The organism is Fibrobacter intestinalis (assembly GCF_900167415.1).
Lineage (GTDB): Bacteria > Fibrobacterota > Fibrobacteria > Fibrobacterales > Fibrobacteraceae > Hallerella > Hallerella intestinalis.
Genome location: NZ_FUWU01000015.1, coordinates 1 through 24170 on the forward strand (window position 1 = coordinate 1; position 24170 = coordinate 24170).

The window sequence follows — 24170 nt, forward strand, 5'->3', positions numbered from 1 at the left end:
CGAAGAAAAACGCGACTTACTACCAGAAGAAAAAGGCTCACAAGCTTTTTTGCAAGAGGGCTGGCATCGAACCAATCAATGGTCACTTGAAGAGCGACCACCGCATGGGTCGCAACTTCTACAAGGGAATCTTTGGCGACATGCTCAACGCAAAGCTTGCAGCAGCAGCGTTCAACTTCAAGAGGGCCATGAGACGCTTTTTTGTTCTGTTGGAATGGCTATACTGTTTTTGCCTTCTGTGGAACGGAATGAACAAAAAATGCGAACGTCCTTATCTTGCGTTCGCAAAGTGACTTTTTAAGGGCTGACTATATAGAATTCCTCAAAAGTTTTACCAAGAGACAATCAAATTTTTTTTTAGATTTGCCCATGATGAGTTTCTATCGCCGATTAAAAATACTTGCGAGCTGCGGCCTGCTTTTTACGGGCCTTGCTGTCGGCGATATTTTTGACTTTGATGGGCTTTACCGGTTGCGGTATGGTCCGAATGCCAGCGTGGTTCTTTCGGGGAATACGCCTGTGGTGTGGGGCGAGTGGTTGAATCAGGCAACGGGAACAGCCTCTTTCAATTGGATTGAACCGCTGCGCAGTCTGCCTTATGGGGAACCTTTGGATCCGGATGCCGCATTTTTGCGTTTTTCCTTCGATTTGGAAGCTTCGCCTTTTTATGGGGGATTTCGTTTGGGAATCGGAGGTCGCCCTCTCCAGATGAATCCGCAAATCGAAGTTCGCTTTATTTACGAACACTACACCTATTTCAATTCCAACGTAGAGATGACTCTGGCGAGCAATTCGAAAAACGGAAGCATCGCGGATTCGTGGAATGCGGACTGGATGAGCGACCGGGTGTTTTCCAAAGACGCTGCGGTGGATTTTATGCAGAATTTCGCGTTCTATCTCAATATGGAGTATGCGCTGTTGGGGGACGGCCTGCTCGGGATTGGGGCGCATTTTACGCTGGTGGATATCAGCACTCAATTTGAAGGGAAAAGCTTCGACTATCGCAGAAATATCCCGGTTTTCAGTAGGGACTTTATTATAGATCTGGTCGCCTTCGCCTATATTCCCTTTTCGGAACACTGGGCGGTCGCTTGCCATTTGAACCAGTATAATACGGGCAATTCCCGCTCTTCGGACGGCACTTATCTGAAGGAACCTTTAAGCTATACGATTGGGTTGGTGGGTCCGTCTTTCCGCTGGGGGAAAAAATCGCCTAGCAAAGTGACCCTTTTGGGGGGCTTTTGGATGCGGGAAAAAGACCGCTTTTACAGCGGGGATGTTTCCCAGCAGTTTCTTGTCCACCTACAGTTCCAGCGGAATTTCGGATTTGATATCCAGCCAGTTCCATAAACGCATTTTTTTGTCGGGTTGAATTTTCTTTGGACTTTCCGTTTGAGGGCGCTGCGCCTCTATTTTTCGCGCCGTCCGAATCCATAAAGAACCATGATAGTCGTTTCCCCAAAAATCCAGAATGGTCGGCAGAAGCATATTGTCGTAGGGCTTCCAGGAGTGGATTCGGATTGTCCGTTTGTTTTGGGCGTTGAAGTCGCTCATTTGGACGGAATCGGGAGTCGGGAACGTGTTCGGGGTCAAGCTTTGCCAGGTCTGGGATTTTGCGGTGAGGAAAGAGGCGGGTGGGCTGTGCTGGCTGTCCGGGCACAAGAACGCACCTCGGGCGAGAAGTTCCAGATCGTCCCATTTGATGGGACTCTCTCCGATGTTTTCTTTCAAGTGGTGCATGGCCATCAGTCGCCGGAAATTTTCGGGCTTTAATTCGATGTAGCGGAAATTTTCCGCAGAGACATAACGGAAAGATTCTTTTCCCGATACGGAAATGTCGAAAGTGTCGGCGGTAAAGGGCTGGTGTTGCCAGATAATGTCCACGTGGATTCGGGAATGTTCCCGGTTGATAAAGCGGCCCTCTGCGGAGATCACCGCGGCAGAATCCATCAGCAGCTTGGGGCATTCTTCAGCGCAAACGGAAGAAAAGAACAAGGCGAGCAACAAGGTTGTTTTAGGGGCGGAAAGAATCATGAAATCGTAAAATTGGAATAGGCGATGGACCAGCTTTTTTCACCAAAGCCATTTTTAAATGGTGGCCAATACAATATAATTTATATCCGTTCGGAAATTTTATCCATGGTTTTGGAATCCAAACAAATAAGCAAGAAACAGCAGCGGTCGTCTCTTTTCTTTAGCCGTGCTTTTAGGAGACCTAAAGCAAAAGCCCTTTCCTCTTTCGCTGGACTTCGGAATATGGCGAAACCGAATTTGACGGATAGAGAAAAGGACTTTCTGTTATCAACGAAATTTTAGGCTTCTTCTGCGGCAGCTTCCGGAGAAATGGAATCGTCCGTAGAAAGGGCTTCGTCTTCGGAAATATCGAACATTTTCACGTCTTTCATGTTCTCGCGGATTTTCGTTTCGATCTCGCTGCAAATTTCCGGGTTGTTTTTCAGGAACAGGCGAGCGCTTTCGCGGCCTTGTCCAATACGCTCGCCGTTATACGAGAACCAGGATCCGCTCTTTTCGATGACATCCAATTCAACGCCCAAGTCGAGAATGCTTGCTTCGCGGGAAACTCCCTGCCCGTAGAGGATGTCGAACTCGCATTGGGTAAACGGCGCCGCGACTTTGTTCTTGACGATTTTTACGCGGGTCCTGTTGCCGATGACATCTTCGCCGTTTTTGATTTGGGCGATGCGACGGATGTCCAGACGCTGGGATGCGTAGAATTTCAAGGCGTTTCCGCCGGTCGTCGTTTCCGGGTTGCCGAACATCACGCCGATTTTCATACGGAGCTGATTGATGAAAATCATGCAAGTGTTGGATTTGGAAAGAATGCCCGTGAGCTTGCGAAGGGCTTGGGACATGAGGCGTGCTTGCAATCCGACGTGGTTGTCCCCCATTTCGCCGTTGATTTCCGCTTGCGGAACGAGAGCCGCTACCGAGTCGATGACGATAAGGTCGATGGCCCCAGAACGCACCAAGGTTTCGGCAATATCGAGAGCCTGTTCGCCCGTATCGGGCTGGGAAACCAAAAGCTGGTCAATGTTGATTCCCAAGTGGCGGGCATAGACCGGGTCAAAAGCGTGCTCCGCGTCGATAAAGGCGGCCACTCCGCCTTGTTTTTGCGCTTCGGCAATGGCGTGGAGGGAAAGGGTCGTTTTTCCGGAAGACTCCGGTCCGTAGATTTCGATGATGCGTCCGCGCGGGAATCCGCCGACTCCGAGTGCCATATCCAGCTGGATGCAGCCCGACGGGATGACGGGAATATTCTGTTCTGGCTGTCCTCCCAGCGTCATGATGGAACCCTTGCCGAAATTCTTTTCAATTTGTGCGATAGCCGCTTCGACGGCTTTAGCCTTTTCTCCGGAAAGGGGCTTGTTGAGAGAGGTCGCTGCTTTCTTTGCCATTTTGGTATCTCCAAGTGATTTTTTGAACTTAAATATACAAACTACTGAACTTTTGTGCAAGTGCTTTTCTGTTCATTTTCGTTGGTGAGAGCACCGCGCAGAGTGTCCAGTACTTTAAAGACGCTTTTCTGGCGGATTTGTCCACGGTTTCCCGAAAATTTTTCACAGAATACGATTTTTTTACAATCGGAAACGACGGCCATCCATACGAGTCCTACTGGTTTTTCCTTAGTTCCTCCGTCCGGTCCGGCGATTCCCGTTGTAGAAACGGCCCAATCCGTTTTGTAAATCCGGCGTGCGCCTTCGGCCATGGCGAGTGCGGTTTCTTCGCTGACGGCTCCAAATCTATCTAAAGTATCTTGGGGAACGCCAAGAATGTCCCGTTTCGCGTCGTTCCAGTATGTACAGGCTCCGCCTTTGAAAAAAACGCTTGCGCCCGGCAGCCCGACCAATTCGCTGGCGACCATTCCACCGGTGCAAGATTCGGCGGTGGAAAGCGTTTCGCCTTTTTGCTGTAAAAGTCCGGCCAGATTTTCGAGCAGTTCGTTCAGCGTATTCGTGTTGGGTTCTGTTGTCATGGTTTTAGTTCCTTTTTCCTATAAGATAGAATGTCGGATTGACAGAATATGACAAAAAGCCACTTCTAAAAATCCTTTTCAAAAAATCGGAGGTTCGTTGTCCGTTGAGAGCGGTTCGTGAGTCAGGCTTCCTTCGATAAACTCAGGGCTCGTCGGTTGAAAACTATTCGCCCCGATTTCTTGCGGCGGTGGATTTGAACTTGTTGTGCTGGGCGAGCGAGCTGGAAAAAAAGTGGGTTCCGGAACCGTCGTCTTTGGCGACAAAGTAAAGGACGTCCGTTCGGGCTGGATGAAGGGTTGCGACAATGGCTTTTTTCCCGGGATTGGAAATCGGACCCGGCATCAGTCCTTGAAACCGTCGCGTGTTGTAAGGGCTGTCGCTTTGCAGCTGGCTTTTGTAAATCGGGCCGGAGAGGTTCCGAAAGATAAAGCGAACCGTCGGATCGGCACCGAGCGGCATTCCGATGCGCAGCCGGTTCACAAAAACGCCGGCAATCAGATTTCGCTCTTCGATTTTTCCTGTTTCTTCTTCGACGACGCTGGCGAGGGTCAGTATTTTATGCCAGCCACCGAGTTCCTTCCACAGGGGGCTGTTTTCCTTTTCGAGTTCGTCGCGCAGTTTCAGGTTGGCTTTGACCATTTGGCGAGCGATGTCTTTTTCCGAAGCACCGTATTCAATGGGATAGGTGTCGGGAAGCAGGTAGCCTTCCAGACTTTCTGCATCGACGCCGAGTTCCTGGGCAAATTGCGGGTCGTGGACGAGGGCTTCCCATTTTGTGGAATCGAAAGCGGGAAAGGCTTTGCGGAAGTAGGCGGGCATTTCCCACGAAGCGCGACCTTCGGGAATGGTTACTTTGCGGTTTGCCGTCTTGCCGGAGGTCAGGATCTTTGCCATTCCAGCGATGCTAGTTTGGGGCGGAATGTCGTACCAGCCGGCCTTTAGCTGCAATTTTTGGATTCGGCACCACCAGGAAAAGAGCTTGGCATGGGAAATAAGTCCCTGTTTTACCAGCATATTGCCCGCTTTAAGGGCCGAAGAACCGCTTTCTACTTGGACGGTGGTCCAGGTCCGGTTGTCCGAAGGGGCAAAAATCTGGCGTTTGGCCCCATAAAGGGCGATGGCGGCCATCGATAGAAGAATAAATAGGGCGAAAACAAATTTTTTCATACGAATGGGAATATAAAAAGAAAAAATCCCTACCATTTTGAAAAAATAAAGGATATATTTGGGATAAAGATTAGAAAAAAGGGTTCCACCCTAAGAGGATGTGAAATGACTAAAAAAATTTTGTTCTGCCTTCTTGCTTTGATGGTTGTCGCTGCTGTTGCCGCGCCGAAATCGGTGAAGTCAAAACGCGGCGATATTGATTTGACCAAGACGAAAGGCGGTTCGGATGTGGTTTGTACCGCATCTTTCTCCGACGAACTTCGCATTGTAAAAGATGATGGCGATGCGGTTCTTGTCAAAGGTGCTTGCGGTCAGGGATGGGTCGCTAAAAGCATCGTGGAATATGTAGCGAAAGCCGAAGGCGACAAGTCGATGTCCTTGGATGAAGTTGACGTTATTGGTTGGTTGGACAACCCGAGTGCCGTGTTCGTTTTGGACGCTGACGCTGCGGAGTTCGATGGAGTGAATATCGATCGTAACTTCAAGGAATACTTGCAGCATACGATGGACCGCGAAACCATGGAAATGCAGAACAACGAAAACTAGTTCGATTTTCAAAACGATTTAGAAAGGATCCGCCTCATTCAAAGTGGGGCGGTTTCTTTTTTAGAATTTCACTAGCAACAAACCACTACTTTTCCCTTGGCGCTGGTTAGTGTGCTTTGACTAGTTCGATAAGCTCACTAACCGGCGGTCCCTGAGCCTGCCGAACCACTTCACCAAAGCAATTTTATTTAATAACGGATTTTGACCTGCATTTGCGAGTGTTGTTCAAAGGATTTTCAAGGGGCGAAGTGGATCCGAAAAATGGTGTTACGCATCATTTGTATAATTTGGGCTCAAGCTCGGGATTTGGTTCCATAAACTTTCAAAACGCAAATTTTGAAGGAAAAATTTTTTCCGAAAGGATTATTTGTTTTTGTCTGCATATTCCTGGCGGGTGATGACATAGCGAGAGTGGGGCATGACGATTCCTTTGTAATGCTTAACTCCGCTGTCTTTTTTGTGCATGCCGTTTCGGAGAGCCACGCGGATAGATGCCTCATTGTTATCGCGAATGATTGAGCAGACTTCTTGGGCTTTCCATTTTTCGAAAGCGTATTTTTTGCAGGCGACAGCGGCTTCTGTAGCGAAACCCTGATGCCAAAATTGCCGTTCAAAAAGATATCCGATTTCCAGCACTTCTTCGTTTTTCCACGGTTGCATGGTTAGTCCGCATTGGCCGATGAAGCTGTCGCTTTCTTTTAAAACCACTGCCCACAATCCGAAATGCCACATTTTGTAGCGGGCGATTTGCCGTTCTAGCCATTGCCGGACTTCTTCGTCGGAAAAGGCTCCCTCGTAGGCGTACATGGCTTTGGCATCTTGCAGGGTTTTGCACAAAGCGGAAAAATCTTCTTGCTCCATTTCCCGGAAGTAAAGCCTTTGGGATTCTAGAATCCTCTTTTTTGAGTTAGAGTTCAATGGAAACCTCGTATTTTTTATCGATGAAAATAGAATTTAGATGGAATTTTTGAGTCATTTCCAGAGATTTTCCTGAGAACAGTCGTCGTGTAGGCGTTTTTCCGTTTTGGCATATTTTTGAATGTCGTCAAAATGATTTCGGATATAATTTTCGCTCATGATCAGGCAATACGATTGGATGTGCTGGCGATATTTGGGAGCGAAATCACTAGTCCAGTTCTAAGGGATATAGCAGCCTTCCACAATCAAATTCTGATCGTTTTCGATAACGGTTTTTATCATTTCTCGCAGAATGGGCCAGAGAAATTCTGTGAGTTTTTCGTCGTCGGTGGGCGTGAGCTGGGCCAGTCCGCTTCGGATAAGCCCCATTTTCAGGTGGTCGATGGAGAAATAAGGATATTTGTATTTTTCCAAAAGTTTTTGCGCTAGGGTCGTTTTCCCGGTGTGGGATGCGCCCATAATTAAAATGACCATTCGTTTCTCCGACGATATTTTTGTGACTTCAAAATTTATTTCTGAATAGCCTGTAATTTATGTACGTCATTTCCCAAAATGATTTCCAGATGGTCCAGAATTTTTTGAATGTCCCAGTCCCACCATTTAATTTGTTGTAAAATGGCGATTTCTTTTGGGGAAAAGCGTTTTCGGATTTCTCGGACAGGGTTCCCGGCGGCGATGGTGTAAGGGTGCACGTTTTTGGAAACCGTCGAGTTGGCTCCGATGACGGCGCCGTCTCCAATATGGACGCCGGGCATAATTGTCACGTTTTGTCCAATCCACACGTCATTGCCGATGACGGTGTCGCCTTTTTGGGGCAGTTCGGCAAGATGCTTTTGGTTCACGCCCTCCCTTTGCTGCAAAATGGCGGTAAAGGGATAAGTGCTAATGGCGTTCATGTTGTGATTTGCCGCATTCATGATGAAGCGGATGTTTTCGCCCAGGGAGCAGAATTTGCCGATAATCAGCTTGTCCCCAAATTCCTTGTAATGATACAGGACGCAGTCTTTTTCAAAATTTTCTACGCCCTTTTCGCAATTGTAGTAGGTGAAATCCCCGATTTGAATATTGGGATTTTGGACGACGTTTTTGATGTAGCAGATGTTTTTCAGGTTCTTGTTGGGATGCAGTTCGTTGGCGTTCATTGTTTTTTCCTTTGTGCTGTCCACTCTTCTTTTGTCAAAAGGCTGATGAGGCAGGTCCGGGTTTCGTTTAGCAAGGGAACGGGGGAGTTCCTGTCGGTGTGATGGTGGGAAAATCCGCATTTTTCCTGGACGCGTCTGGATTTTGTGTTGCCTTCGTAGGAGCCGCACCAGATTGCCGAAAGATTCAGCTCTTCAAATCCTCGGCGAATAAGTTCGCTCGCCGCTTCGGGAATGTAGCCGTTTCCCCAGAAAGGCTTTCCTATCCAATAGCCCAGTTCGCATTCGCTGTCGCTTGTTGTCAAGTCAGAGCGTCCGTTGGGAATGAGTTCAATCGCTCCGATAGCTTTTTCGTCTTTTTGGCAGACGGCGTAGCATTTCACTCCGCAAAAAACGGATTCGATAATGCTGCGGCTTTCTTAGACGTTTTGGTGGGGCGGCCATCCGGCGATGTATCCTACGTCGGAATCCTTGGCGTATTCGTATAGATTTTCCGCATCGTCTTTCTTCCAAGGGCGAAGAATCAATCGTTTCGTTTTCAATATCATGCAAATCCTTGAGTTTATAGGCTCTTCTAAAAATCCATTTTCAAAAAATCGGTTGTATTCGAGTGGCTCGGGATTAATGATTGGTGGGCTTCGGGTTCCGCGCTCGTAGCTCGAACTCGTCGAATCATTTCATCAAAGCTCCGTTAAAATTCAATACAGAATTTTTTCAGCGGCGATGGTGGTTGCCGCTCCGTGCCCGCAGCATACGACGGTTTTGGCGTCCAGCACGAGGAGCTTTTCCCGGATGGATTTCAATAGGGTCGTTTCGTCTCCGCAAAACAAATCGGTGCGGCCTCGTCCGCCTTGGAACAGAACGTCGCCAGAAAACAGTACGCCTTCCGATTTTTCGTAAAGAGCCAGACTTCCCGGCGAATGCCCGGGCACTTCCAGCACTTGGAAAGACATCTTGCCGACTTTGATGATGTCTCCCTCTTTCAAAAAGTTTCGAGGCTGGGGAACTTTCTCGTGGATTTCCAGACCGAAAAGTGCCGCCTGTTTTTCAACCCCTTGGATAAGAAATAAATCCTTTTCCCCGACTTCTGCCGAAATTCGAAAATCCCGTTCCACGAAGCCGTTGCCCAGACAATGATCCAGATGCAGGTGTGTATTGATGAGGCGTTTGGGAAGGAGTCGGTTGCTTTGGATAAAATCTTTGGCTTTGTTCCATTCGGTTTCGTTGTAGAATCCGGGATCAATCAAAAGGGCTTCTCGCGTGTCGTCATAGACGATGTAGGAATTTTCTTGAAAGGGGTTGCAAATGAAATTTTGGATATTCATGCCTTTGAATATATATTTTCAAAAGTTCGCGTGTTTTGCTTGCGGCGGCTTTATGCCGACGTTAAATGCCAACGGGATGAACGGTTCAACAAGGGTGTGTTATGTGTCGTTTTCAAAAAGTCCTCCTTGCGCTGGGTGCGCTTTCCATGTCGGCTTTTGCCGCGTCCATGGTTTCTCAAAATCTGGATTACTCGGATCATCTTCAAAGTTTTTACAATCCGGATATCGGATTTTATACTCCCCAGACCATGCATTTGAAGGTTTCCGGGAACACGCCCATTGCAAAACCGTATGGGCGTTTTTTGCATTTGCGGGCGGAGCTTTCGGAATTTAGCGACAAGGCCTGGTGGATAAGCGATGGCGATACCGTGCGGGGGACGAGTCGGGATTTGACGGAGGACGCCCTGCAAGTGCTGGGAGAGACTTTGGATAATGTTCGCAAAAATTCGGGAACCACGATTATCCGCTTTTGCTACGACCCTTGGTATAACGGACATAGCAACACCACGCCAGATCAAAGCGTCATTTTACGGCATCTGGAGCAGCTGGCGCCGGTTCTTTCCGAACACTTGGACGTGATTACCGCTTGGGAAATCGGGATTTACGGAGCTTATGGCGAAATGCATTCGGATACCATGATCACTCACGAAAAAGTCGGGGAAGCGATTCGTTTTGCTTTGGAACACACGCCGCCCGAATTGAAAATTTTGACCCGGACCCCACGCTATGCGGCATACGCGCTGGGTTTTGCCAAGAATGCGGAGAATCCGGCCTTGGATGCCGATCCGAATGTCCACTTCAACGTGGAAAGCGAAGTGTTTCAGAGAATCGCCAAGGCAAAAAAGGACACCTTGTTTCGCCTGGGAATGTTTAACGACGGCTATTTGGGGACGCAATACGATTATGGAACCTGGAGCACTACGGCAGAAAACGGAATTTCCCGGGAAGAAGGAGTTGCTTGGCTGGAAACTTACGGCATGCACACGCCCTATGGCGGCGAAGCGCTGACGACGGCTTCGGGCTATCAAGAAATCAATACGCCGGATTTTATCGCTTACGAGGGATTCCGCACCCACACCAGTTATTTGAATATCCAATGGAATTACAATCTGATTGAACGCTGGAAAAATACCGACGTTTTTACCGCGCGAAAGTCCAATGCCATCGATTCCGGGTACAACGGGATTTCCGGATTCAAGTATATCAACGACCATCTGGGCTACCGTTTTGTTCTGAGAAATTCCTGGATGAACGACTCCGTGGGAATTGGCGGGCAATTGCAAGTGGCATTGCTGCTGCAAAATGTGGGTTTTGGGAATGTCACCCGGAAAAAGGCCACGACGCTGATTTTCAAATCGGATGCAAATGAAAGCATTTACGAAATTCGCCCGGATTCGGCCACGGACATTGGGAAAATCCTCTCCCGGAAAATGAACGCCGACACCACCATTTCCTATGACGGAACGGATACGCTCCGGATTTTGGCGAAGCTGCCCGAAGAAATGCCCCTGGGCCTTTGGAACGTGTTTGTGCGTTTTTCGGAGGACGGCGATTTTCGCACGGATGAAAATTTTTCCGTTATCCGCTTTGCCAATGATTCCAACTATTTCGATAAGGAAACGGGTTCCAATTTTGTCGGCACTTTTATCTTAAGCGACAGAATTCAATCGCTCCAAAGTCGGCCCGTGACCTCTGCGGTGGAATTGCGGCAAAATGGGAAAATGCTCATTGTTCGCCACGGCCAAGAGATTGAAATTTTGGATTTGAACGGCGTCCTGCTGGAAAGAAGGGCGATTCCGGAAAGGGAATGGATTTGGGACATTTCTAAATTTCCCGCCGGGCCTTTGGTTGTTCGCGTTAAAGACCGAAATGGAATTGCGCGAATCCAAAAAATAGAGTGCAGGAAGTAGCGCATAAATTTTCAAGTCGCCGCGAGTTGGAAAATGGCGTTCTGGTATTGGGGGAGTGAACGCGCTTTGCGGATTTCTTTGGCGATTTTGTGCGGCAAGTCGACGAATGTCCAAAACGGACGAATTTTGTCGAGAAGCTGCTGCGGATTTTGCCATTTGGCCCTGTAATCGTTGAATACCGCCGTGTGAATTTGCAGGAGGGTAGGAATCGGGGCCAGCTTTTTTTGAATGGCGGACTCCCGGGCGAGAGTTGGCCTTTGCAGCAGTCCGCGTCCGATCATGACTCCGGCAAGTCGGGGAAATTCCGATTCCAGCTTATCGATTTGGGAAGAGGAAACGATGTCGCCGTTGAAAAGAAGCGGGTGCGCGCAGGCTTCGTAAAAGCGTCGAAAGGAATCCATGTCGAGTTCTCCGCGATATTGCTGCACGCCCAGTCGAGGGTGGAGGACGATGTGCGAAAGGGGCGCGGAGTTGAATAGGGAGAGCTGCCGGAAGATCTCGCTGGGGCTGTTCATTCCCGTGCGCAATTTGATGCTGAATTGGACTTCTGGCGCATAGCGTCCGATTTCTTGGAAAATTTCCTGAACCTTTTCGGGACGTTCCAAAATTCCTGCGCCACGTCCGGCGAGCGTCTGCTTGGGAAAGGGACAACCCATATTCAAATTGATTTCTCGAAATCCGTTTTGCAGCAGGCATTCGACGAGTCGGTAAAATTCCTCGGCATTCTTGGCGATAATCTGCGGAATCAGGCGGTAACCAGCCGCTTCCCCGCGGGACTTGTCTTCGAGAAGGTCGTTCAGGTCCTTTGCGCGGGCTTTGCCTTTTTCAAGGCGTAAAAAGGGCGTGTAATAGGCGGCGATCCCCCCGGCGAATTTGGCGTGGGCTCGTCTGTATGCGGAATCCGTAAATCCCTGGAGGGGCGCAAAGTGGACGGGAAGCATTACGAACAGCGAAGCCGTTGTCCGATTCGCAGGACGCTGTTTCTTTTGATGCGGTTCAGCCGACAGATTTTTTCCACGGACGTGCCGTATTTTCTGGCGATGGCGCCGAGGGTGTCTCCCTTTTTCACGCGGTAGATGCGGTATTTGGAAAGTTCCTGCTGGATGGCGAGGTGGTCGGCACGGGCGACTTCCGTCGAAATTTTTGCCGCGTTTTCGGCAAGAACTCCGTCCGGGAAATTAAAAACCTCTTCCGGTGAAATGTTGATGTCCTTGTAACGGATTTCGAAATGCAAGTGCGAACCTGTCGATCTCCCGGTGTTTCCGCCCAGCCCGATGAGGGAACCGCCAGAAACCTCGTCACCGATTTTGACAAGCCGTTTGGACAAGTGCCCGTAAAGGGTCCGCGTGCCATTTGGGTGCTCCAGCAAAATGTAATGCCCGTAGCCCCGTCTTTCGTACGCGGCCTTGATGACTTTTCCGTCGTGGGCGGCGACGATGGAATCCCCTTTGAAAACCTTGACGTCGATGCCGCGGTGCAGCCGGTAATGGCGAATGCCGTAAGGCGAAGTGATGCGGGTCGCGTGCACGGTGGGCAAGAACCAGTCCGAAAAATCCAGAGCGCTCGCCGCCAGGGAAGAATCGCTCAAGTCCGTTTGAACGGCGGAATCCAGGGAACATTCCGGTTCCGTATCCGGGTCGTCTGCGGGCATGGCAAGTGCCACATTTTCGCTGGAATCCGCTTTCTCGGCAAAGGGTTCCTCGTTTTCGGGGACATCCCGATTTTCTGCATCCGGGGCGCAGGAATCCTCTTCGGGCGTTGCGGCGACAGCCGCCGAATCCGCCGTTTCTTGAAGATTCTGGGCGGCATCTTCCGTTAAAGCAAAAGCCGGAATAGCGACGAGCAGAAAGCACCAGGAAAGAAAACGAATCATAGCGAGGCAAAATTAGAAAAATTTCCGGGTCAAAAAGCCGGGGCGTTCCCCGCACCTTGAGCGGGAACACAAGGCGGACGGGTGCGGGTCGGGCTCTGCTCGGGCGTAGCCCTCATCGTGCCTCATCCGGTTGGCGAGTCACGCCGCCTTCGCGCGACGATCCCTAACGCGATTTAGGAACATTCCACTTCGTGCATGCGCCAGCAAAAGAAAACCCGCCGACAAAAAAATCGGCGGGATTTTGGGTTGGGATTGGTATTTGTTATTTGGAAATGGTGACGCTTCTGGCTTCTCGATAAGAACCCGTCGTCAATTTGACAATGTATGTCCCCTGCGGCATATTGCGCAAATCGAACTGGTGCTGGTGCGTCCCGGCATTTTGCAGCGGGGTGATTTCGTAAGTCAGCAGTGCGCCATAGGCATTGAACAGGCTGATTTTCACATTGTCCTTGTTCGGCAGCGTGTATTGGATGTCAAGAATGCCGCGCTTGTTTCTCAAGGAGAAATGCGTTGCGGGTCCGCTGATTCCATACATCAAGGCCGTCGTTGCGCCGCCGTTGCCAATCTCGTTCGTGATTTTGACGGTGACTTTATAGAGGACGGTTTTGCCGTTGTAGGTGAATCCCTGCTGGAACGAGTAAGAATCCCCGTTGGAAACGCGGTTCGGGTAATGTCCGACGACAGCGGAATCCTTGTCGAACTGAAATTCCGAATAGAAAATCGCCGATTCGCCGTAATCTACGACGTTGCCTTTGGAATCAAACCAGTGTCCGGGAGCGTTTGCGGTAGAATTTGTGTTTTTCGCTTGCGTGTCGTGGTTGATGGCAAAGTAAGTCGCTTGCTGCATATCCGCAGTGGAAAGCCCGAGAGCGGAAGAGACTTGCGAAAGGTTCAGCCCGAATTTAACTCCGGCGTAGTTGTCGTCAATCGGGAGGGTGATGTTCACATCGTAGGAGAGGACGACGGTTTCTGCAACTTCCGAGGAAGAAGAAATGCTGGAACTGCTCGGCGTATAAGAAGAGCTGGAGCTGGGCGTTGTCGAAGAGCTGCTCGGAACGGAGCTGGAGCTGCTTGGAACAGAACTGGAACTGCTCGGTGCGGAGCTGGAACTGCCCGGTCTCGAAGAAGAGCTGCTGGAGTTGCCGCTCGAAGAGCTTCCGGGAAGGCTGTTCCAATCATAGTCCAGTTTGAAGTCATTATAGTATTTGGTGTATGCATCGCCGGCTCCGCTGATACCTTCTTCGAGTTTCAGCTTGTAGTCGAAATGCTTGGTACGGATATCCGTGTTGTTGGTGTATTGGTAATCGGTGTTCACGACGACGGCAAAGACCATCTGGGCACCGTTTGTGGAAGAAGGTGTCTTGTCCAGTCGAAGAGTGACGCTGCCTTCGCCGGTAATGGGTTCGCTGTAAACTGGTGTGCCGTCTGTCGCGCGGTAGCAAATCAGGAAGTTCATGTTGGTGTTGTTGGAATTGCTGCCATTGGGATAGAACGTCACCGTTACCTGCTTGGATCCGCTTTGCACTTTCAGCGGAATGTAGTTGGCGCCGGACCAACCCGGAGTGATATCCTGATTCGGAACAAGATATTCACCGCTTGCAGTTACCGTTTGGTAAGGGGTCATCTTCCAAGTATAACTGTAGTTTCCGTTATCCCAGTAATCCTGTTCCCAATAAGTATTGCTCCCGAAATTCTGGTTTAGCAAATTCTTGATTTCGTTGGACCATTCCTTCATATCCAAAAGGGCGAGTTTTGCACGGAATTCCGTAATCAGGCGGCGCGTTCCTTCAACGCCAAGTCCTTCGTTGAGAGCGTATGTTTCGAGCAGGTACTTCGTCTTGCCGTAAGCATTTCCATAAATCCAGCGGACAGAGCCTGTACCAAGCCAAGTCCCCAAAAAAGTAGGGAAGATGTTGCTGTATTGGGCGCCGCCTAAAAGGTATCTCTGGTTCCTGCCGGTGACTCCACCGTTGTCTGCACCACCCCCGGGGCCTCCGAAGGTTCCGTCAATCAGCCAGCCCGAATAAGTTTCTATAGGCATAAAGGGCGCGATGACGGTTGCGGCGTTCAAAAATCCCATGCCGCTGTAAACCGCATTGCGATGGCTGAACATATCCTGCTGAATCCAGGTGTTGCCCGCTTCCTGGAACCAATGCGCATCCTTGGCACCCGGGTAGGCGTTAGTCATCGAGTGAATGCCTTCGTGAATCATGGCATCCATTTGCGCCACGCGATCACGGTAGGGGCAGCTGGTGTTGAAACTATAAAGCGGATAAAAAGAAGCTGCGACAGCCGTGTAACCAGCGATATAAGTCTGCCAACCGCCGGTTGTATCCGTCTTGCTGCCCCCGGCGCAAGTCCCCGAACCATAATAATAAATCGCACTATACTTGCCGTCCTGCGCCTGGGCATCCGGAGCCCAACCCAAGGTGTCGTAGAGGTAACTGAAATCCGTATCGTATTTTTTCAGGATGCTGTCGATGGTCACGTCCGTAATGCGCGAATCCCGATCGGCTCCCCAATAAAGCGCCCACCATTTTCCGGCTTTTTTCCCGGTAACGCCGGAGCAGTTGTTGTTAAATTGCGTCGGTGGCTGAACGACCCCGATGTGCGTTTTGGTGTCGTAATCCAGGTCCGAGCGGTAGCCCGGCCAAACGTAAGCGTCGCCGTTGGCGGCAAAAGTCCAGGAAAAGGACCCAGCCAGCATCAGAGCGAAAAGATTTCTTGATTTCATTTCCAAACCGTCCTTTAAAATTTTTTATTCAGGTGTGTAAAAAATAATCCACGAAAGCAGAAAATAGTGTTAATAAACCTTTTCAATTTGGATGTTTCGTGTTGCAAGCGTGTAAAAATTTTTGGATCTGTGTGTAACACTCCAAGAAGTACTCGCGATTGAATTTTTTAGTGGAATTTCTTTCGCGAGGTGAACTCGGTTATCAGTTATTAGTTATCAGTTTTCAGTTCTAACTCCCAACTCCCAACTAATCTCTTGTCTCTGACCACTACTAGAGAAGGTCTTGGAAAGAGAACCGAACAGGTTTCCATTCTCCGGGTTTTAATCCAGAAAGGGAGAGCTTTCCAATTTGAATGCGGATAAGGCGCAGTGTTGGATAGCCGACCGCGGCGGTCATGTGCCGAACCTGGCGGTTTTTGCCCTCGGTCAGGGTGATTTTTATCCAGGATGTGGGAATGTTTGCCCGAAAACGAACCGGCGGATGGCGTGGCCAAAGATCTTCGGGTTCCGGGACGATTTCCGCTCGGCATTTTTTTGTGCGGTAGCCTTTGATGAGCACCCCGTTTTCCAATTTTTGAATGGCCGCTTCGGAAATTTGCCCTTCTACTTGGACCAGATAGGTTCTCGGGTGTCCGTTTTTAGGGTCAAGAAGCTTGTGGATGAGTTTCCCGTCGTCGGTCAAAAGGAGCGCGCCCTCGCTGTCGTGGTCGAGCCGACCCGCCGCATAAACGCCTTTGGGAAAGTGGAACTCGTCCAGAGCCCGGTGGTTTCCTTCGGGAGTGAATTGGCTGAGGACGCCGAAAGGCTTGTTGAAAAGAATCGTGGGCATAGGCGAAATCGTGTTTTTATAAAATTAACTTTTTGGGCATCTCTAGATAGTTGGTAGTTATCAGTTTTCAGTTGTTTGTTTTCAGTTATCAGTCTGCATTGTCTATCTAACCACGAATCCCTTTTCCCTTCACGCTGCTTGCCGCCCTTCGATTGGTTCGACAAACGGTTGCTGAGCTTGTCGAAGCATTCTCCAAAGCCATTTTTAGAGATTGCCTTTTTTTGGGGGGATTATATACAATCTTCCTCCAAATTCTCACAAATAAAATTTTTTTCAAAGCGTGAATTTCCTTTTCACAAGGGGAATTTCTTCTCGCAGAGTGCGAGGTGCTCGCTTTCCCATGAGCCTTGGGAACTTGTTCCCTTAGGCGAATTGTGCAGCGCCCCATGAGCCTTGGAAGCTTGCTTCCCTAGACGAATTGTCCCTTGCAGGGATACTTCAACTATGGAATCGGAGATTCCAAGTTTCAGGGATGCAAAGCCCAAGCAATCTGTGCTGGCACCTCGTCATTGCGAGGAGCGTAGCGACGTGGCAATCTTGTCTGCGGGAAAGGATTGCTTCTCCACATAGAGGATAACTCCACTAAGTCAATAAATTGACAAGTGTCGTATAACCCCTCCGGGGTTCGGGGTGACGGTCGCTTTCAAATATGACTGATTTTCTCCTTGGTGGGTACGCAATGACGAATACTACTAGTCTCCTCGAAGATAATGCCTGCAAACAAGCTTGCGGCGCAACATTCGCCTTGCACGCTTTTGCGAAGGCTCCCTTCCAGGGACAATTCGTCTAAAAGAGTAAAACTCTTAAGACTCATAGGCAGCCCCCTTATCCCTTCACCCTATCCCCCGCCACGCTTTGCTGTGGGAAATTTTGAATTCTAGAGCGGAATAAGTTGTATTACGTTGCGAGAGGGTGAACTTCTTTTCAAACGGGGCTTTTTCTTTCACAAGGGGAACTCAGTTATCAGTTCCAACACACAACTTTCAACTAACCCCTAATCACTAACCACTTACAAACAAATCGGGTGGAATTTTGTATATAAGTCCTTTTTTTTCTATAATTACGGGCGAATATGAAAAACATGGATACGATTGCCGTTCTCGATTTTGGCGGCCAGTATGCGCATTTGATTGCGAACCGGGTTCGCCGTCTCGGAGTCTTTACCGAAATCCATTCCCCTAATGCTCCCGTTTCGGAACTGGAAGGAGTCAAGGGAATCATTTACAGCGGAGGGCCGTCCAGCGTTTACGCCGCGGATGCTCCCGAATACAACCCCGAAATTTTGAGTCTTCCCGTCCCGAAGCTCGGCATCTGCTACGGGCACCAGCTTCTGGCGTTCCAGCAGGGCGGAAAAGTGCAGCCGGGAAAAGTCAAGGAATACGGCATCGCGGATTTGAAGGTTCTGGAACCTGCCGACCCGATATTTGACGGCGTTCCCCAAGCGTCGCCTATGTGGATGAGCCACGGGGACAGCGTCTCGGAACTTCCGGCGGGATACAAAATCATCGCAAGCACGGACGATTGCCCGATTGCCGCCGTTGCCTGCCCCGAAAAAAGACTTTACGGATTTCAATTTCACCCGGAAGTCACGCACAGCCGCTTCGGCATGAAAGTCCTTGAAAACTTTGTGAAATTCTGCGGTTGCGAAAAATCGTGGAATATGAAGAGCTATTTGCCCCTGATTACGTCTCGCATTCGTGAGCAGGTCGGGAACAGGAAAGTCTTCCTTTTGGTGAGCGGCGGCGTGGATTCCACCGTGGCGTTTGTCCTTTTGAACCGCGTCCTCGGACCTCAAAAGGTTCTCGGCTTGCATATCGACAATGGCATGATGCGCCTGAACGAATCGCAAAAAATCGTGGATTTTCTGAAAGCCGAAGGCATGGACAATCTGAAAGTCTGCGACGCCAGTGAAAAATTCCTCGAAAAACTGCGGGGCGTCACGGCACCGGAAACCAAGCGCGGCATTATCGGCAGGGAATTTCTGGTTGTCAAGGACGACGAAATGGCGAAGTTGCACCTGGATCCAAACGAATGGATGATGGCGCAGGGAACGATTTACCCCGACACGATTGAAAGCGGCGGCACGAAAAACGCGGACAAAATCAAGACGCATCACAACCGCGTCCAGGAAGTTCTGGATCTGATGGAAAAGGGGCTAGTTCTGGAACCCCTTGCCGATTTATACAAAGACGAAGTCCGTGCGCTCGGCGAGGAACTCGGCATTCCGCATCATCTTGTCTGGCGACACCCTTTCCCCGGCCCGGGACTTGGCGTGCGCTTGCTTTGCAGCGAGGGAAAAATCAGCGAAGAAATTGTGCCTGCGGAAAACGTGCGGGACTTTTCCGGGAAATCGCTTGCCGAATATCTGCGAGAAAATCAAATCGACGGACGGATTCTCCCGATTCGAAGCGTCGGCGTGCAGGGCGACGGCAGAACTTATGCGCAGCCGTTTTTGCTTTCGACTCCCGGACTTTCTTGGAAACGGTGCGAAAAATTTTCCACGGAATTGGCGAACCGTTTCAAGGCTATCAATCGGGTGGTGTATCAGATTGGAACCGTCGGCGGGGAAGAGAAGCTTGTTGAGCAGTATGCCACGCGGAAAAATTTTGACACTCTCCGTTTATTCGACAACATCTGCACGGAATTTTTGCAAGAAAACGATTTGTATGAAAAAATCTGGCAGATGCCCGTGGTGCTTCTGCCGCTTCGTGTGCAGGAAAAGCCCTGCATCGTCATGCGCCCGGTGAACAGCTCCGAAGCGATGACGGCGAATTTTGCCGAAATCGAACCCGCGTTGCTCGGGGAACTTTGGCGCCGTTTCGAGTCGGCTGGAGCGGGCTCGCTCTGGTATGACGTGACGCACAAGCCCCCCGGAACGATTGAGTGGGAATAGCTGGTGATGTTTCCGAACTAGGTCGCAACCCAAATTGCAAACCCCTGTTCCAAACCCCTTAAGCAAGGTCTCCGAATGTAAATCTCGGAGGCTTTTTTGTTTTTTGCAACTAGGTATGGAACCAAGTTTATAACCGGGTTGAAAACCCTTTTTTGAACTAGATTTGCCGCTTTTGGCAACAAACCAAGTTGCAAATCTTGCTAGAAAACTAGGAGGGAAACTGAGTGGCAAATCATCGTTTTCAAATGCAACTGGCAGGAGTGGAACGACAGTTTGCAACTGGTGGAACAACGTTTTTTTGAACACAGGTTAGTGGGAAAAATGGCACGATGCCACGAGCTGTTTTTTGCCCGGGACGGTGAAAGGCATGGTGCCACGACCCATTTTTTGTTCGGGACGGAGAATGGCATGGGGCCGCGACCCATTTTTTGCTCAGGATGGTGAATGGCATGATGCCACGACTTGATTTTTGCCCGAGACGACGAATGGCACGATGCCGCAGCCTGTTTTGGGAACATTCCAAAGCGCATGAGTTTGTGATTAGCGGCATAGCGGCGAGTGCCCTTCGATAAACTCAGGGACCACCCTTCGACTGGCTCAGGGACCGTTGGTTAGTGTGCTTCGACGGGCTCAGCAACCATGCTTCGGCAAGCTCGGTAACCGTTTGTCGAACTAGTCAAAGCGGGAGCAGTGATTTAGGGAGTTAGGAGAACGGCTGCCAGCCATTTTTTCGCTTTAACACACGGATTTGCTCAGAACTAACGTTCTTCGCTTTTTGTAGTGAGAGCCGTCAGGCGCGAATAAATCCGTTTTTCTTATTTTCTCGCCAGCTCCTCGTACTTCTTAAACAACTCCGCGACGATTTCGCTCTCGGTCATCTTTGGCGAGGATCCATACGCTTGCATAACGGCACGATCGTTTTCCTGATGGGCTTTGCGCAGTTCGGGCGGCATCGTGGTTTCGTCGTAAAGGTCGGCGAGGGAACAATCGGGGTATTTGGCGCGGGCGTCGAGGATGGCTTGGGCGGTTTGGGTGATAAGGCAAGGAGGAACGGTCTCCTGATCGTTCTTTTTCATGTCCTCCTCTTTTTGGACGGTCGGGAGACCGTCCTTCCCAGTGACTTCACACATTTCACTCTTCACTCCTCACTTCTCACTTCTCACTTCTCACTTCCAACTTCCAACTTATTACCCGCTCTTCCCCAATTTCAAAATTTTCCTATTTTTTCGCCCGTCTTTGGAGATTTTACAATGAAACATTTTGCTCTTTTCCTTGCTGCTGCGTTCTCTGTGACCTTTGCTAAAGATTTGGCTCCCAACAAGACGCACGCGGTTTTGAATATCTCTTATACGAATTTCGACGATGTTCCGCAAAAGAACAAGACTTTGACTTTTGTCGGGGAGAGTAAACCCAAAAACAAAATTGTCGTGAAAACGAATGGCTACGGGGAAGTTTCGTTTTTGATTCCCCGCGAGGACTCCTATACGATTCTGTGCGAAAGTCTGACGGGCGCTTTTGAATGCGGCAAGACTCCCTATGTTTCTTTGAAGGCTAGCTACGGCTCGGTGAATGTGGCGTTTGACGACACCCGTGCGGAATTGCACGGCGTTTCATTCAAGGCGGGAAGTGCGGAGCTTTTGCCTTCGTCGCTTTCGACGTTGGACAAGACGATTGCGGGTCTCAAAAAGAACGCCAAGGCAAAAGTGGAAATCGAAGGGCACACGAGTTCCGAGGGCGGCGAAGAATTTAACCAGAAACTCTCCGAAGACCGCGCGAACAGCGTCCGGGATTACATGATTCAAAAGGGAATTTCCAAAGATCGCGTGACGGCAGTCGGCTACGGATTTTCCCGGCCCAAGGCGTCGAACGATACCGAAGACGGCAGACGCCAGAACCGCAGAATTGAAGTCCGGGTGACAAATCCCGACGAAGTGAATGTTTCCGCGGAATAGAAGCCTTTTCATTAGAGTGACTATTTGTTAGTGGTCAGTTATCAGTTGTTAGTTATGAGTTGAGAGTTGAGAGTTGGAACTTAGAACTTAGAACTGAGAACTTAGAACTGAGAACTTAGAACTGAGAACTGAGAACTGAGAACTGAGAACTGAGAACTGGGAACTGAGAACTGGGAACTTAGAACTTAGAACTGGGAACTGAGAACTGGGAACTAATAGTTGGTCGCTTCCAAAAGTTACTGAAGCGCTTCCGACTGGATTTTCCAAACCTGTTCGGGATTGTCGGACGTAAGCCAGGAAAGGTAAGCGTTTCCTTTAAAGGACCAGGCGAAGATGTTTTGGATTCCCGCTCGGCGGGCTTCTTCAGTAGCGATTGCGATGTCGTTTTCCCGTCCGCTTTCAATCTGGTAATTTTTAATCCACATTTGCGCTTCTTTGCCGAATGTTTTGGCGATGCTTGCAATGCGCTTGGAAATCTGTGCGTAATTCAAACGGATTTTTTCTTCGGAATCCCCGCGCTCCCAGTAAGGGTCGCAGGCGATTTCATCGACGGAGGGAAGCTTGGCGATTTGTTCCCAGTCGTCAAGTCCGGCAGGAAACCAGGGTGGGAGCATGCAGATGCAGTTCCTTTTCCCGCGGGCGTGCGCGTCGGCTGTCATTTCGGCAAGGAAATCGACAAGGGAATCTTCCCGGAATTTTTTCACCTCTTCGGTTAGGGCCACTGGCATTTCGCAGCCGAACTGTTCCCGGAATTTTTGTTTGCACGCAGGGCAGCGGCACGCCCAGTTTTCCAATTTTCCCTTTTCAAAGTAGAAATGCGGCTCATCCCAAAAAATGGTTTCGACTCGGGATTTGCAGACGCTTTCTATCCAGCGGTGCATGTAGGCGCGGAACTTCGGCTGGTTGGGGCAGGCTGCGACAGAAGGACTTCCGTCCAGGGAAATCTGGCAGAGGGAATGATCCCGGGCGGTGAGTTCCGAATACGCTTCGCCACCGAAAACCCGTCCGACTCCCCAGGGATTCGCATAGACGGTGAATCCGGCGTCTGCGGACAAGTCGATGATGCGCCGCATCGTTTCGGGGTAGTATTGCTCGTCTTCTTCGGACCAGGTGTGCAGAATGCAGTTGAATCCCGCTCGGCGGATTTCGTTCAGGTCGTCGATGATCCGTTCCGGATTTCGTACGCCAAAATAGGCGATTCCTTTTTTCATGGGCAAAACCTTTTAGGGAGAGATTTCTGGATGCGCGATGGCCTTGAATATCGCTGTGCCGGAATTCAGGCTTCTTGCGTTTCAGGGCTTGAATGTGGCATTCGACCATTGCGGCGTGGTCGCTTCGTCGAGAACATATTGCAGGACTTCGTCCCAGGAATTTTTGTTCACGGGTTTCGGCAATAGGAACGCTTCGTTAGAATCCCTGTCGATGGGATAATCTTTTTCCACAAGTTCGACAATCCAAGATTCCGGGATAGCGTCGCGGAGCCTTTTGCCAAAGAGGACGGATTCCTTTGTCGGCGCAGAAGCGTGGTCGAGAACGATGAGCGCTGGTGATTCGCCTTGGGATAGCGGAGTGTCCAGGGCTTTTTCGCCCTGCGCAATACCTTTGCACGTGTAGATGGCGGTGTCTGCGGAAATATCATGGGAAAGCATCCAATCGAGAGTCCAATTGGCGATTTCCGAAAGATCCGTCGCAGGGTCGTCAGAGATGAAAAAAATGTGTCCCACGGCTGAAAAAATAACTAAAAATTTTAGTTTTACAGCAAATGGAAAAAACAACATGGCATTTTCCCCCGCTGGGGGAGTTCGATTTTATACGGCAGATTCTTTCGGACAATGTCCCGATGGACAAAGCGTCCCCTTCGGAACGCCTGTGGCTTGGCGCCGGCGATGATTGCGCTATTTTTGACGGCTGGCTTGTGACCAAGGATATGTCGGCGGAAAATTCGCATTTCCGTCTGGACTGGTCGTCTCCGGAGCAGGCGGTGGAAAAGTGCATCGTCTCCAATGTCTCGGATATTTCGGCGATGGGCGGGGAAGCGGCGTTAGCACTTCTCGGTATTTGCGTGAACAAAAATTGGGATGCGTCCGTTCGGGCGCGGATTGCGGAAGCCTTTTCCAAAGGATTTTCTAAACGGGGAATTTCTCTTATCGGCGGCGACATCGTTTCTGCCGACGAAGGCCTGTTTTCGATTACGATGCTCGGTCGTGCAGTCGGGAAGCCGCTTCTCCGTTCGGGGGCAAAGCCGGGGGAGACCGTCTTCGTTTCGAGTCCAATTGGGGCGAGCGGAGCGGGATTGTGGGCTTTTTTGCACGGAAAGCAGGAAGATGCCGAAATTCAGGATGTGGTCGCGGAACACTTGTGCCCGAAAATCGACGAGAAATTCGGGGCGAATCTGGTGCGCGCGGGAATCTCCGGCGGTTGCGTGGACCTCTCGGACGGCCTCAGCTCGGAATTGAACCACCTCGCGCTTTCTTCCGGGGTGAAAATTCGCATTGAAGAAAGCAAAATTCCCGTTCATCCGGGGGCGGTTCGCCTTTCGGAAAAATACGGAGTGGACGCTCGCGAGTTCTGGCTGCGGGGCGGCGAAGACTACCGCTTGCTTTTTACTTCGGACGATACCGAAGAAACCTTGCGGGAAAAAGGGGTTTCCGCCTATGCCGTGGGCCATGTTCTGGAAGGCTCCGGAGTGGAAATGATTTCCCGAACGGGAAGCGTGGAGAGGATTTGCGCCGCCGGCTGGTCGCATTTGTAGCTTCAAAGGAGAAAAAGTGGATTGGGCGGTCTCTTTATCGCCTTCCAAATTGTATATTTTCCTGCAAAATTCGCTGAAAAGACTTTTTGAAAAAGACGGTGCCCCGTTTGGGCCGTTCCCGGCGAGGAATGTTTCGC

General features: G+C 50.1%; 22 protein-coding genes and 3 pseudogenes. 8 read left to right on the plus strand and 17 right to left on the minus strand.

Annotation, left to right across the window (positions count from 1 at the left end):
• Both B5D40_RS05510 and B5D40_RS05515 read left to right on the plus strand, forming a co-directional pair.
• A pseudogene (locus B5D40_RS05510) lies at positions 1–293 on the plus strand (hypothetical protein); the annotation flags it as partial.
• Between the two features lie 76 nt (positions 294–369).
• Complete coding sequence (locus B5D40_RS05515; protein WP_078776109.1) at positions 370–1350, plus strand: hypothetical protein; 981 nt, start codon at positions 370–372, stop codon at positions 1348–1350.
• Here the strand turns inward: B5D40_RS05515 and B5D40_RS05520 are convergent.
• A complete protein-coding gene (locus B5D40_RS05520) occupies positions 1303–2034 on the minus strand; it encodes a hypothetical protein (RefSeq protein WP_078776110.1) in 732 nt (243 codons plus the stop codon). The two genes, B5D40_RS05515 and B5D40_RS05520, sit on opposite strands and share 48 nt — an antisense overlap.
• 24 nt (positions 2035–2058) lie before the next feature.
• On the opposite strand from B5D40_RS05520, the gene B5D40_RS15590 reads away from it, so the two are divergent.
• Complete coding sequence (locus B5D40_RS15590) at positions 2059–2316, plus strand: hypothetical protein (protein ID WP_159446920.1); 258 nt, start codon at positions 2059–2061, stop codon at positions 2314–2316.
• On the opposite strand, the gene recA is transcribed toward B5D40_RS15590, so the two are convergent.
• The 3 genes from recA to mltG all read right to left on the minus strand — a co-directional run bounded on the left by recA (position 2313) and on the right by mltG (position 5162).
• Positions 2313–3416, minus strand: coding sequence for a recombinase RecA (recA, locus tag B5D40_RS05525; protein ID WP_078776111.1), 1104 nt, complete (start codon positions 3414–3416; stop codon positions 2313–2315). The two genes, B5D40_RS15590 and recA, sit on opposite strands and share 4 nt — an antisense overlap.
• Before the next feature lie 41 nt (positions 3417–3457).
• Positions 3458–3994 (minus strand): CinA family protein, encoded by a 537-nt coding sequence (locus tag B5D40_RS05530; protein WP_078776112.1) that lies wholly within the window; start codon positions 3992–3994, stop codon positions 3458–3460.
• A 163-nt stretch (positions 3995–4157) separates the two neighbouring features.
• Complete coding sequence (mltG, locus tag B5D40_RS05535; RefSeq protein ID WP_233134253.1) at positions 4158–5162, minus strand: endolytic transglycosylase MltG; 1005 nt, start codon at positions 5160–5162, stop codon at positions 4158–4160.
• 105 nt (positions 5163–5267) lie between these two features.
• On the opposite strand from mltG, the gene B5D40_RS05540 reads away from it, so the two are divergent.
• The gene (locus B5D40_RS05540; RefSeq protein ID WP_073305902.1) at positions 5268–5708 is read left to right on the plus strand and encodes a hypothetical protein; all 441 of its coding nucleotides are present in this window, start codon (positions 5268–5270) and stop codon (positions 5706–5708) included.
• 363 nt (positions 5709–6071) lie between these two features.
• Here the strand turns inward: B5D40_RS05540 and B5D40_RS05550 are convergent, their stop codons facing one another.
• The 6 genes and pseudogenes from B5D40_RS05550 to B5D40_RS05570 all read right to left on the minus strand — a co-directional run bounded on the left by B5D40_RS05550 (position 6072) and on the right by B5D40_RS05570 (position 9090).
• Positions 6072–6602, minus strand: coding sequence for a GNAT family N-acetyltransferase (locus B5D40_RS05550; protein WP_369832910.1), 531 nt, complete (start codon positions 6600–6602; stop codon positions 6072–6074).
• Between the two features lie 13 nt (positions 6603–6615).
• Positions 6616–7100, minus strand: a pseudogene (locus tag B5D40_RS16465) (adenylate kinase).
• 35 nt (positions 7101–7135) lie between these two features.
• The gene (locus B5D40_RS05560) at positions 7136–7768 is read right to left on the minus strand and encodes a CatB-related O-acetyltransferase (protein WP_078776153.1); all 633 of its coding nucleotides are present in this window, start codon (positions 7766–7768) and stop codon (positions 7136–7138) included.
• Complete coding sequence (locus tag B5D40_RS05565; RefSeq protein ID WP_198951016.1) at positions 7765–8148, minus strand: GNAT family N-acetyltransferase; 384 nt, start codon at positions 8146–8148, stop codon at positions 7765–7767. The genes B5D40_RS05560 and B5D40_RS05565 overlap by 4 nt, the downstream gene beginning before the upstream one ends.
• Before the next feature lie 36 nt (positions 8149–8184).
• Positions 8185–8313, minus strand: coding sequence for a GNAT family N-acetyltransferase (locus tag B5D40_RS16065; RefSeq protein ID WP_220387075.1), 129 nt, complete (start codon positions 8311–8313; stop codon positions 8185–8187).
• A gap of 150 nt (positions 8314–8463) precedes the next feature.
• On the minus strand, positions 8464–9090 hold the full coding sequence (locus tag B5D40_RS05570) for an MBL fold metallo-hydrolase (protein WP_078776115.1): 627 nt from the start codon (positions 9088–9090) through the stop codon (positions 8464–8466).
• Between the two features lie 101 nt (positions 9091–9191).
• On the opposite strand from B5D40_RS05570, the gene B5D40_RS05575 reads away from it, so the two are divergent.
• Positions 9192–11000, plus strand: coding sequence for a DUF4832 domain-containing protein (locus B5D40_RS05575; RefSeq protein WP_078776116.1), 1809 nt, complete (start codon positions 9192–9194; stop codon positions 10998–11000).
• An 11-nt stretch (positions 11001–11011) separates the two neighbouring features.
• On the opposite strand, the gene B5D40_RS05580 is transcribed toward B5D40_RS05575, so the two are convergent.
• The 4 genes from B5D40_RS05580 to B5D40_RS05595 form a co-directional block, all read right to left on the minus strand.
• A complete protein-coding gene (locus B5D40_RS05580) occupies positions 11012–11941 on the minus strand; it encodes a tRNA-dihydrouridine synthase family protein (RefSeq protein WP_078776117.1) in 930 nt (309 codons plus the stop codon).
• Entirely contained in the window at positions 11941–12873 is a 933-nt protein-coding gene (locus tag B5D40_RS05585; protein ID WP_078776118.1) for a M23 family metallopeptidase, read from the minus strand. Before B5D40_RS05585 ends, B5D40_RS05580 begins: the two co-directional genes overlap by 1 nt.
• A 262-nt stretch (positions 12874–13135) precedes the next feature.
• Positions 13136–15607: a DUF4859 domain-containing protein gene (locus tag B5D40_RS05590; RefSeq protein ID WP_078776119.1), complete on the minus strand. Its 2472-nt coding sequence runs from the start codon at positions 15605–15607 to the stop codon at positions 13136–13138.
• A 271-nt stretch (positions 15608–15878) separates the two neighbouring features.
• Entirely contained in the window at positions 15879–16436 is a 558-nt protein-coding gene (locus B5D40_RS05595) for a pseudouridine synthase (protein WP_078776120.1), read from the minus strand.
• Between the two features lie 1072 nt (positions 16437–17508).
• Here B5D40_RS05595 and guaA point away from each other — a divergent pair.
• On the plus strand, positions 17509–19329 hold the full coding sequence (gene guaA, locus B5D40_RS05600) for a glutamine-hydrolyzing GMP synthase (protein WP_078776121.1): 1821 nt from the start codon (positions 17509–17511) through the stop codon (positions 19327–19329).
• 815 nt (positions 19330–20144) lie between these two features.
• Here the strand turns inward: guaA and B5D40_RS05605 are convergent.
• A pseudogene (locus tag B5D40_RS05605) lies at positions 20145–20366 on the minus strand (type IIL restriction-modification enzyme MmeI); the annotation flags it as partial.
• Between the two features lie 213 nt (positions 20367–20579).
• On the opposite strand from B5D40_RS05605, the gene B5D40_RS05610 reads away from it, so the two are divergent.
• The gene (locus tag B5D40_RS05610; RefSeq protein ID WP_078776122.1) at positions 20580–21281 is read left to right on the plus strand and encodes an OmpA family protein; all 702 of its coding nucleotides are present in this window, start codon (positions 20580–20582) and stop codon (positions 21279–21281) included.
• Positions 21282–21517: 236 nt separating this feature from the next.
• Here B5D40_RS05610 and B5D40_RS05615 read toward each other — a convergent pair whose 3' ends face one another.
• Both B5D40_RS05615 and B5D40_RS05620 read right to left on the minus strand, forming a co-directional pair.
• A complete protein-coding gene (locus B5D40_RS05615; protein ID WP_078776123.1) occupies positions 21518–22492 on the minus strand; it encodes a hypothetical protein in 975 nt (324 codons plus the stop codon).
• Positions 22493–22573: 81 nt separating this feature from the next.
• Positions 22574–23005 (minus strand): hypothetical protein, encoded by a 432-nt coding sequence (locus tag B5D40_RS05620; RefSeq protein ID WP_073302209.1) that lies wholly within the window; start codon positions 23003–23005, stop codon positions 22574–22576.
• Positions 23006–23043: 38 nt separating this feature from the next.
• Here B5D40_RS05620 and thiL point away from each other — a divergent pair, with 38 nt between their 5' ends.
• Positions 23044–24033 carry a thiamine-phosphate kinase gene (thiL, locus tag B5D40_RS05625; protein ID WP_078776124.1) on the plus strand — a complete coding sequence of 330 codons (990 nt, stop codon included), beginning with the start codon at positions 23044–23046 and terminating at the stop codon, positions 24031–24033.
• The last annotated feature ends 137 nt before the right edge of the window (positions 24034–24170 follow it).

What these genes read in the sequence shown, in the direction of transcription:
- B5D40_RS05530 (WP_078776112.1), bottom strand. Translation starts at nt 3,994, where the DNA reads ATGACAACAGAACCCAACACGAATACGCTGAACGAACTGCTCGAAAAT.
- B5D40_RS05515 (WP_078776109.1), top strand. Translation starts at nt 370, where the DNA reads ATGATGAGTTTCTATCGCCGATTAAAAATACTTGCGAGCTGCGGCCTG.
- B5D40_RS16065 (WP_220387075.1), bottom strand. Translation starts at nt 8,313, where the DNA reads ATGATATTGAAAACGAAACGATTGATTCTTCGCCCTTGGAAGAAAGAC.
- B5D40_RS05570 (WP_078776115.1), bottom strand. Translation starts at nt 9,090, where the DNA reads ATGAATATCCAAAATTTCATTTGCAACCCCTTTCAAGAAAATTCCTAC.
- B5D40_RS15590 (WP_159446920.1), top strand. Translation starts at nt 2,059, where the DNA reads ATGGACCAGCTTTTTTCACCAAAGCCATTTTTAAATGGTGGCCAATAC.
- B5D40_RS05590 (WP_078776119.1), bottom strand. Translation starts at nt 15,607, where the DNA reads ATGAAATCAAGAAATCTTTTCGCTCTGATGCTGGCTGGGTCCTTTTCC.
- B5D40_RS05580 (WP_078776117.1), bottom strand. Translation starts at nt 11,941, where the DNA reads ATGCTTCCCGTCCACTTTGCGCCCCTCCAGGGATTTACGGATTCCGCA.
- guaA (WP_078776121.1), top strand. Translation starts at nt 17,509, where the DNA reads ATGAAAAACATGGATACGATTGCCGTTCTCGATTTTGGCGGCCAGTAT.
- B5D40_RS05560 (WP_078776153.1), bottom strand. Translation starts at nt 7,768, where the DNA reads ATGAACGCCAACGAACTGCATCCCAACAAGAACCTGAAAAACATCTGC.
- B5D40_RS05610 (WP_078776122.1), top strand. Translation starts at nt 20,580, where the DNA reads ATGAAACATTTTGCTCTTTTCCTTGCTGCTGCGTTCTCTGTGACCTTT.
- thiL (WP_078776124.1), top strand. Translation starts at nt 23,044, where the DNA reads ATGGAAAAAACAACATGGCATTTTCCCCCGCTGGGGGAGTTCGATTTT.
- B5D40_RS05585 (WP_078776118.1), bottom strand. Translation starts at nt 12,873, where the DNA reads ATGATTCGTTTTCTTTCCTGGTGCTTTCTGCTCGTCGCTATTCCGGCT.
- B5D40_RS05540 (WP_073305902.1), top strand. Translation starts at nt 5,268, where the DNA reads ATGACTAAAAAAATTTTGTTCTGCCTTCTTGCTTTGATGGTTGTCGCT.
- B5D40_RS05595 (WP_078776120.1), bottom strand. Translation starts at nt 16,436, where the DNA reads ATGCCCACGATTCTTTTCAACAAGCCTTTCGGCGTCCTCAGCCAATTC.
- B5D40_RS05520 (WP_078776110.1), bottom strand. Translation starts at nt 2,034, where the DNA reads ATGATTCTTTCCGCCCCTAAAACAACCTTGTTGCTCGCCTTGTTCTTT.
- B5D40_RS05615 (WP_078776123.1), bottom strand. Translation starts at nt 22,492, where the DNA reads ATGAAAAAAGGAATCGCCTATTTTGGCGTACGAAATCCGGAACGGATC.
- mltG (WP_233134253.1), bottom strand. Translation starts at nt 5,162, where the DNA reads ATGAAAAAATTTGTTTTCGCCCTATTTATTCTTCTATCGATGGCCGCC.
- B5D40_RS05575 (WP_078776116.1), top strand. Translation starts at nt 9,192, where the DNA reads ATGTGTCGTTTTCAAAAAGTCCTCCTTGCGCTGGGTGCGCTTTCCATG.
- recA (WP_078776111.1), bottom strand. Translation starts at nt 3,416, where the DNA reads ATGGCAAAGAAAGCAGCGACCTCTCTCAACAAGCCCCTTTCCGGAGAA.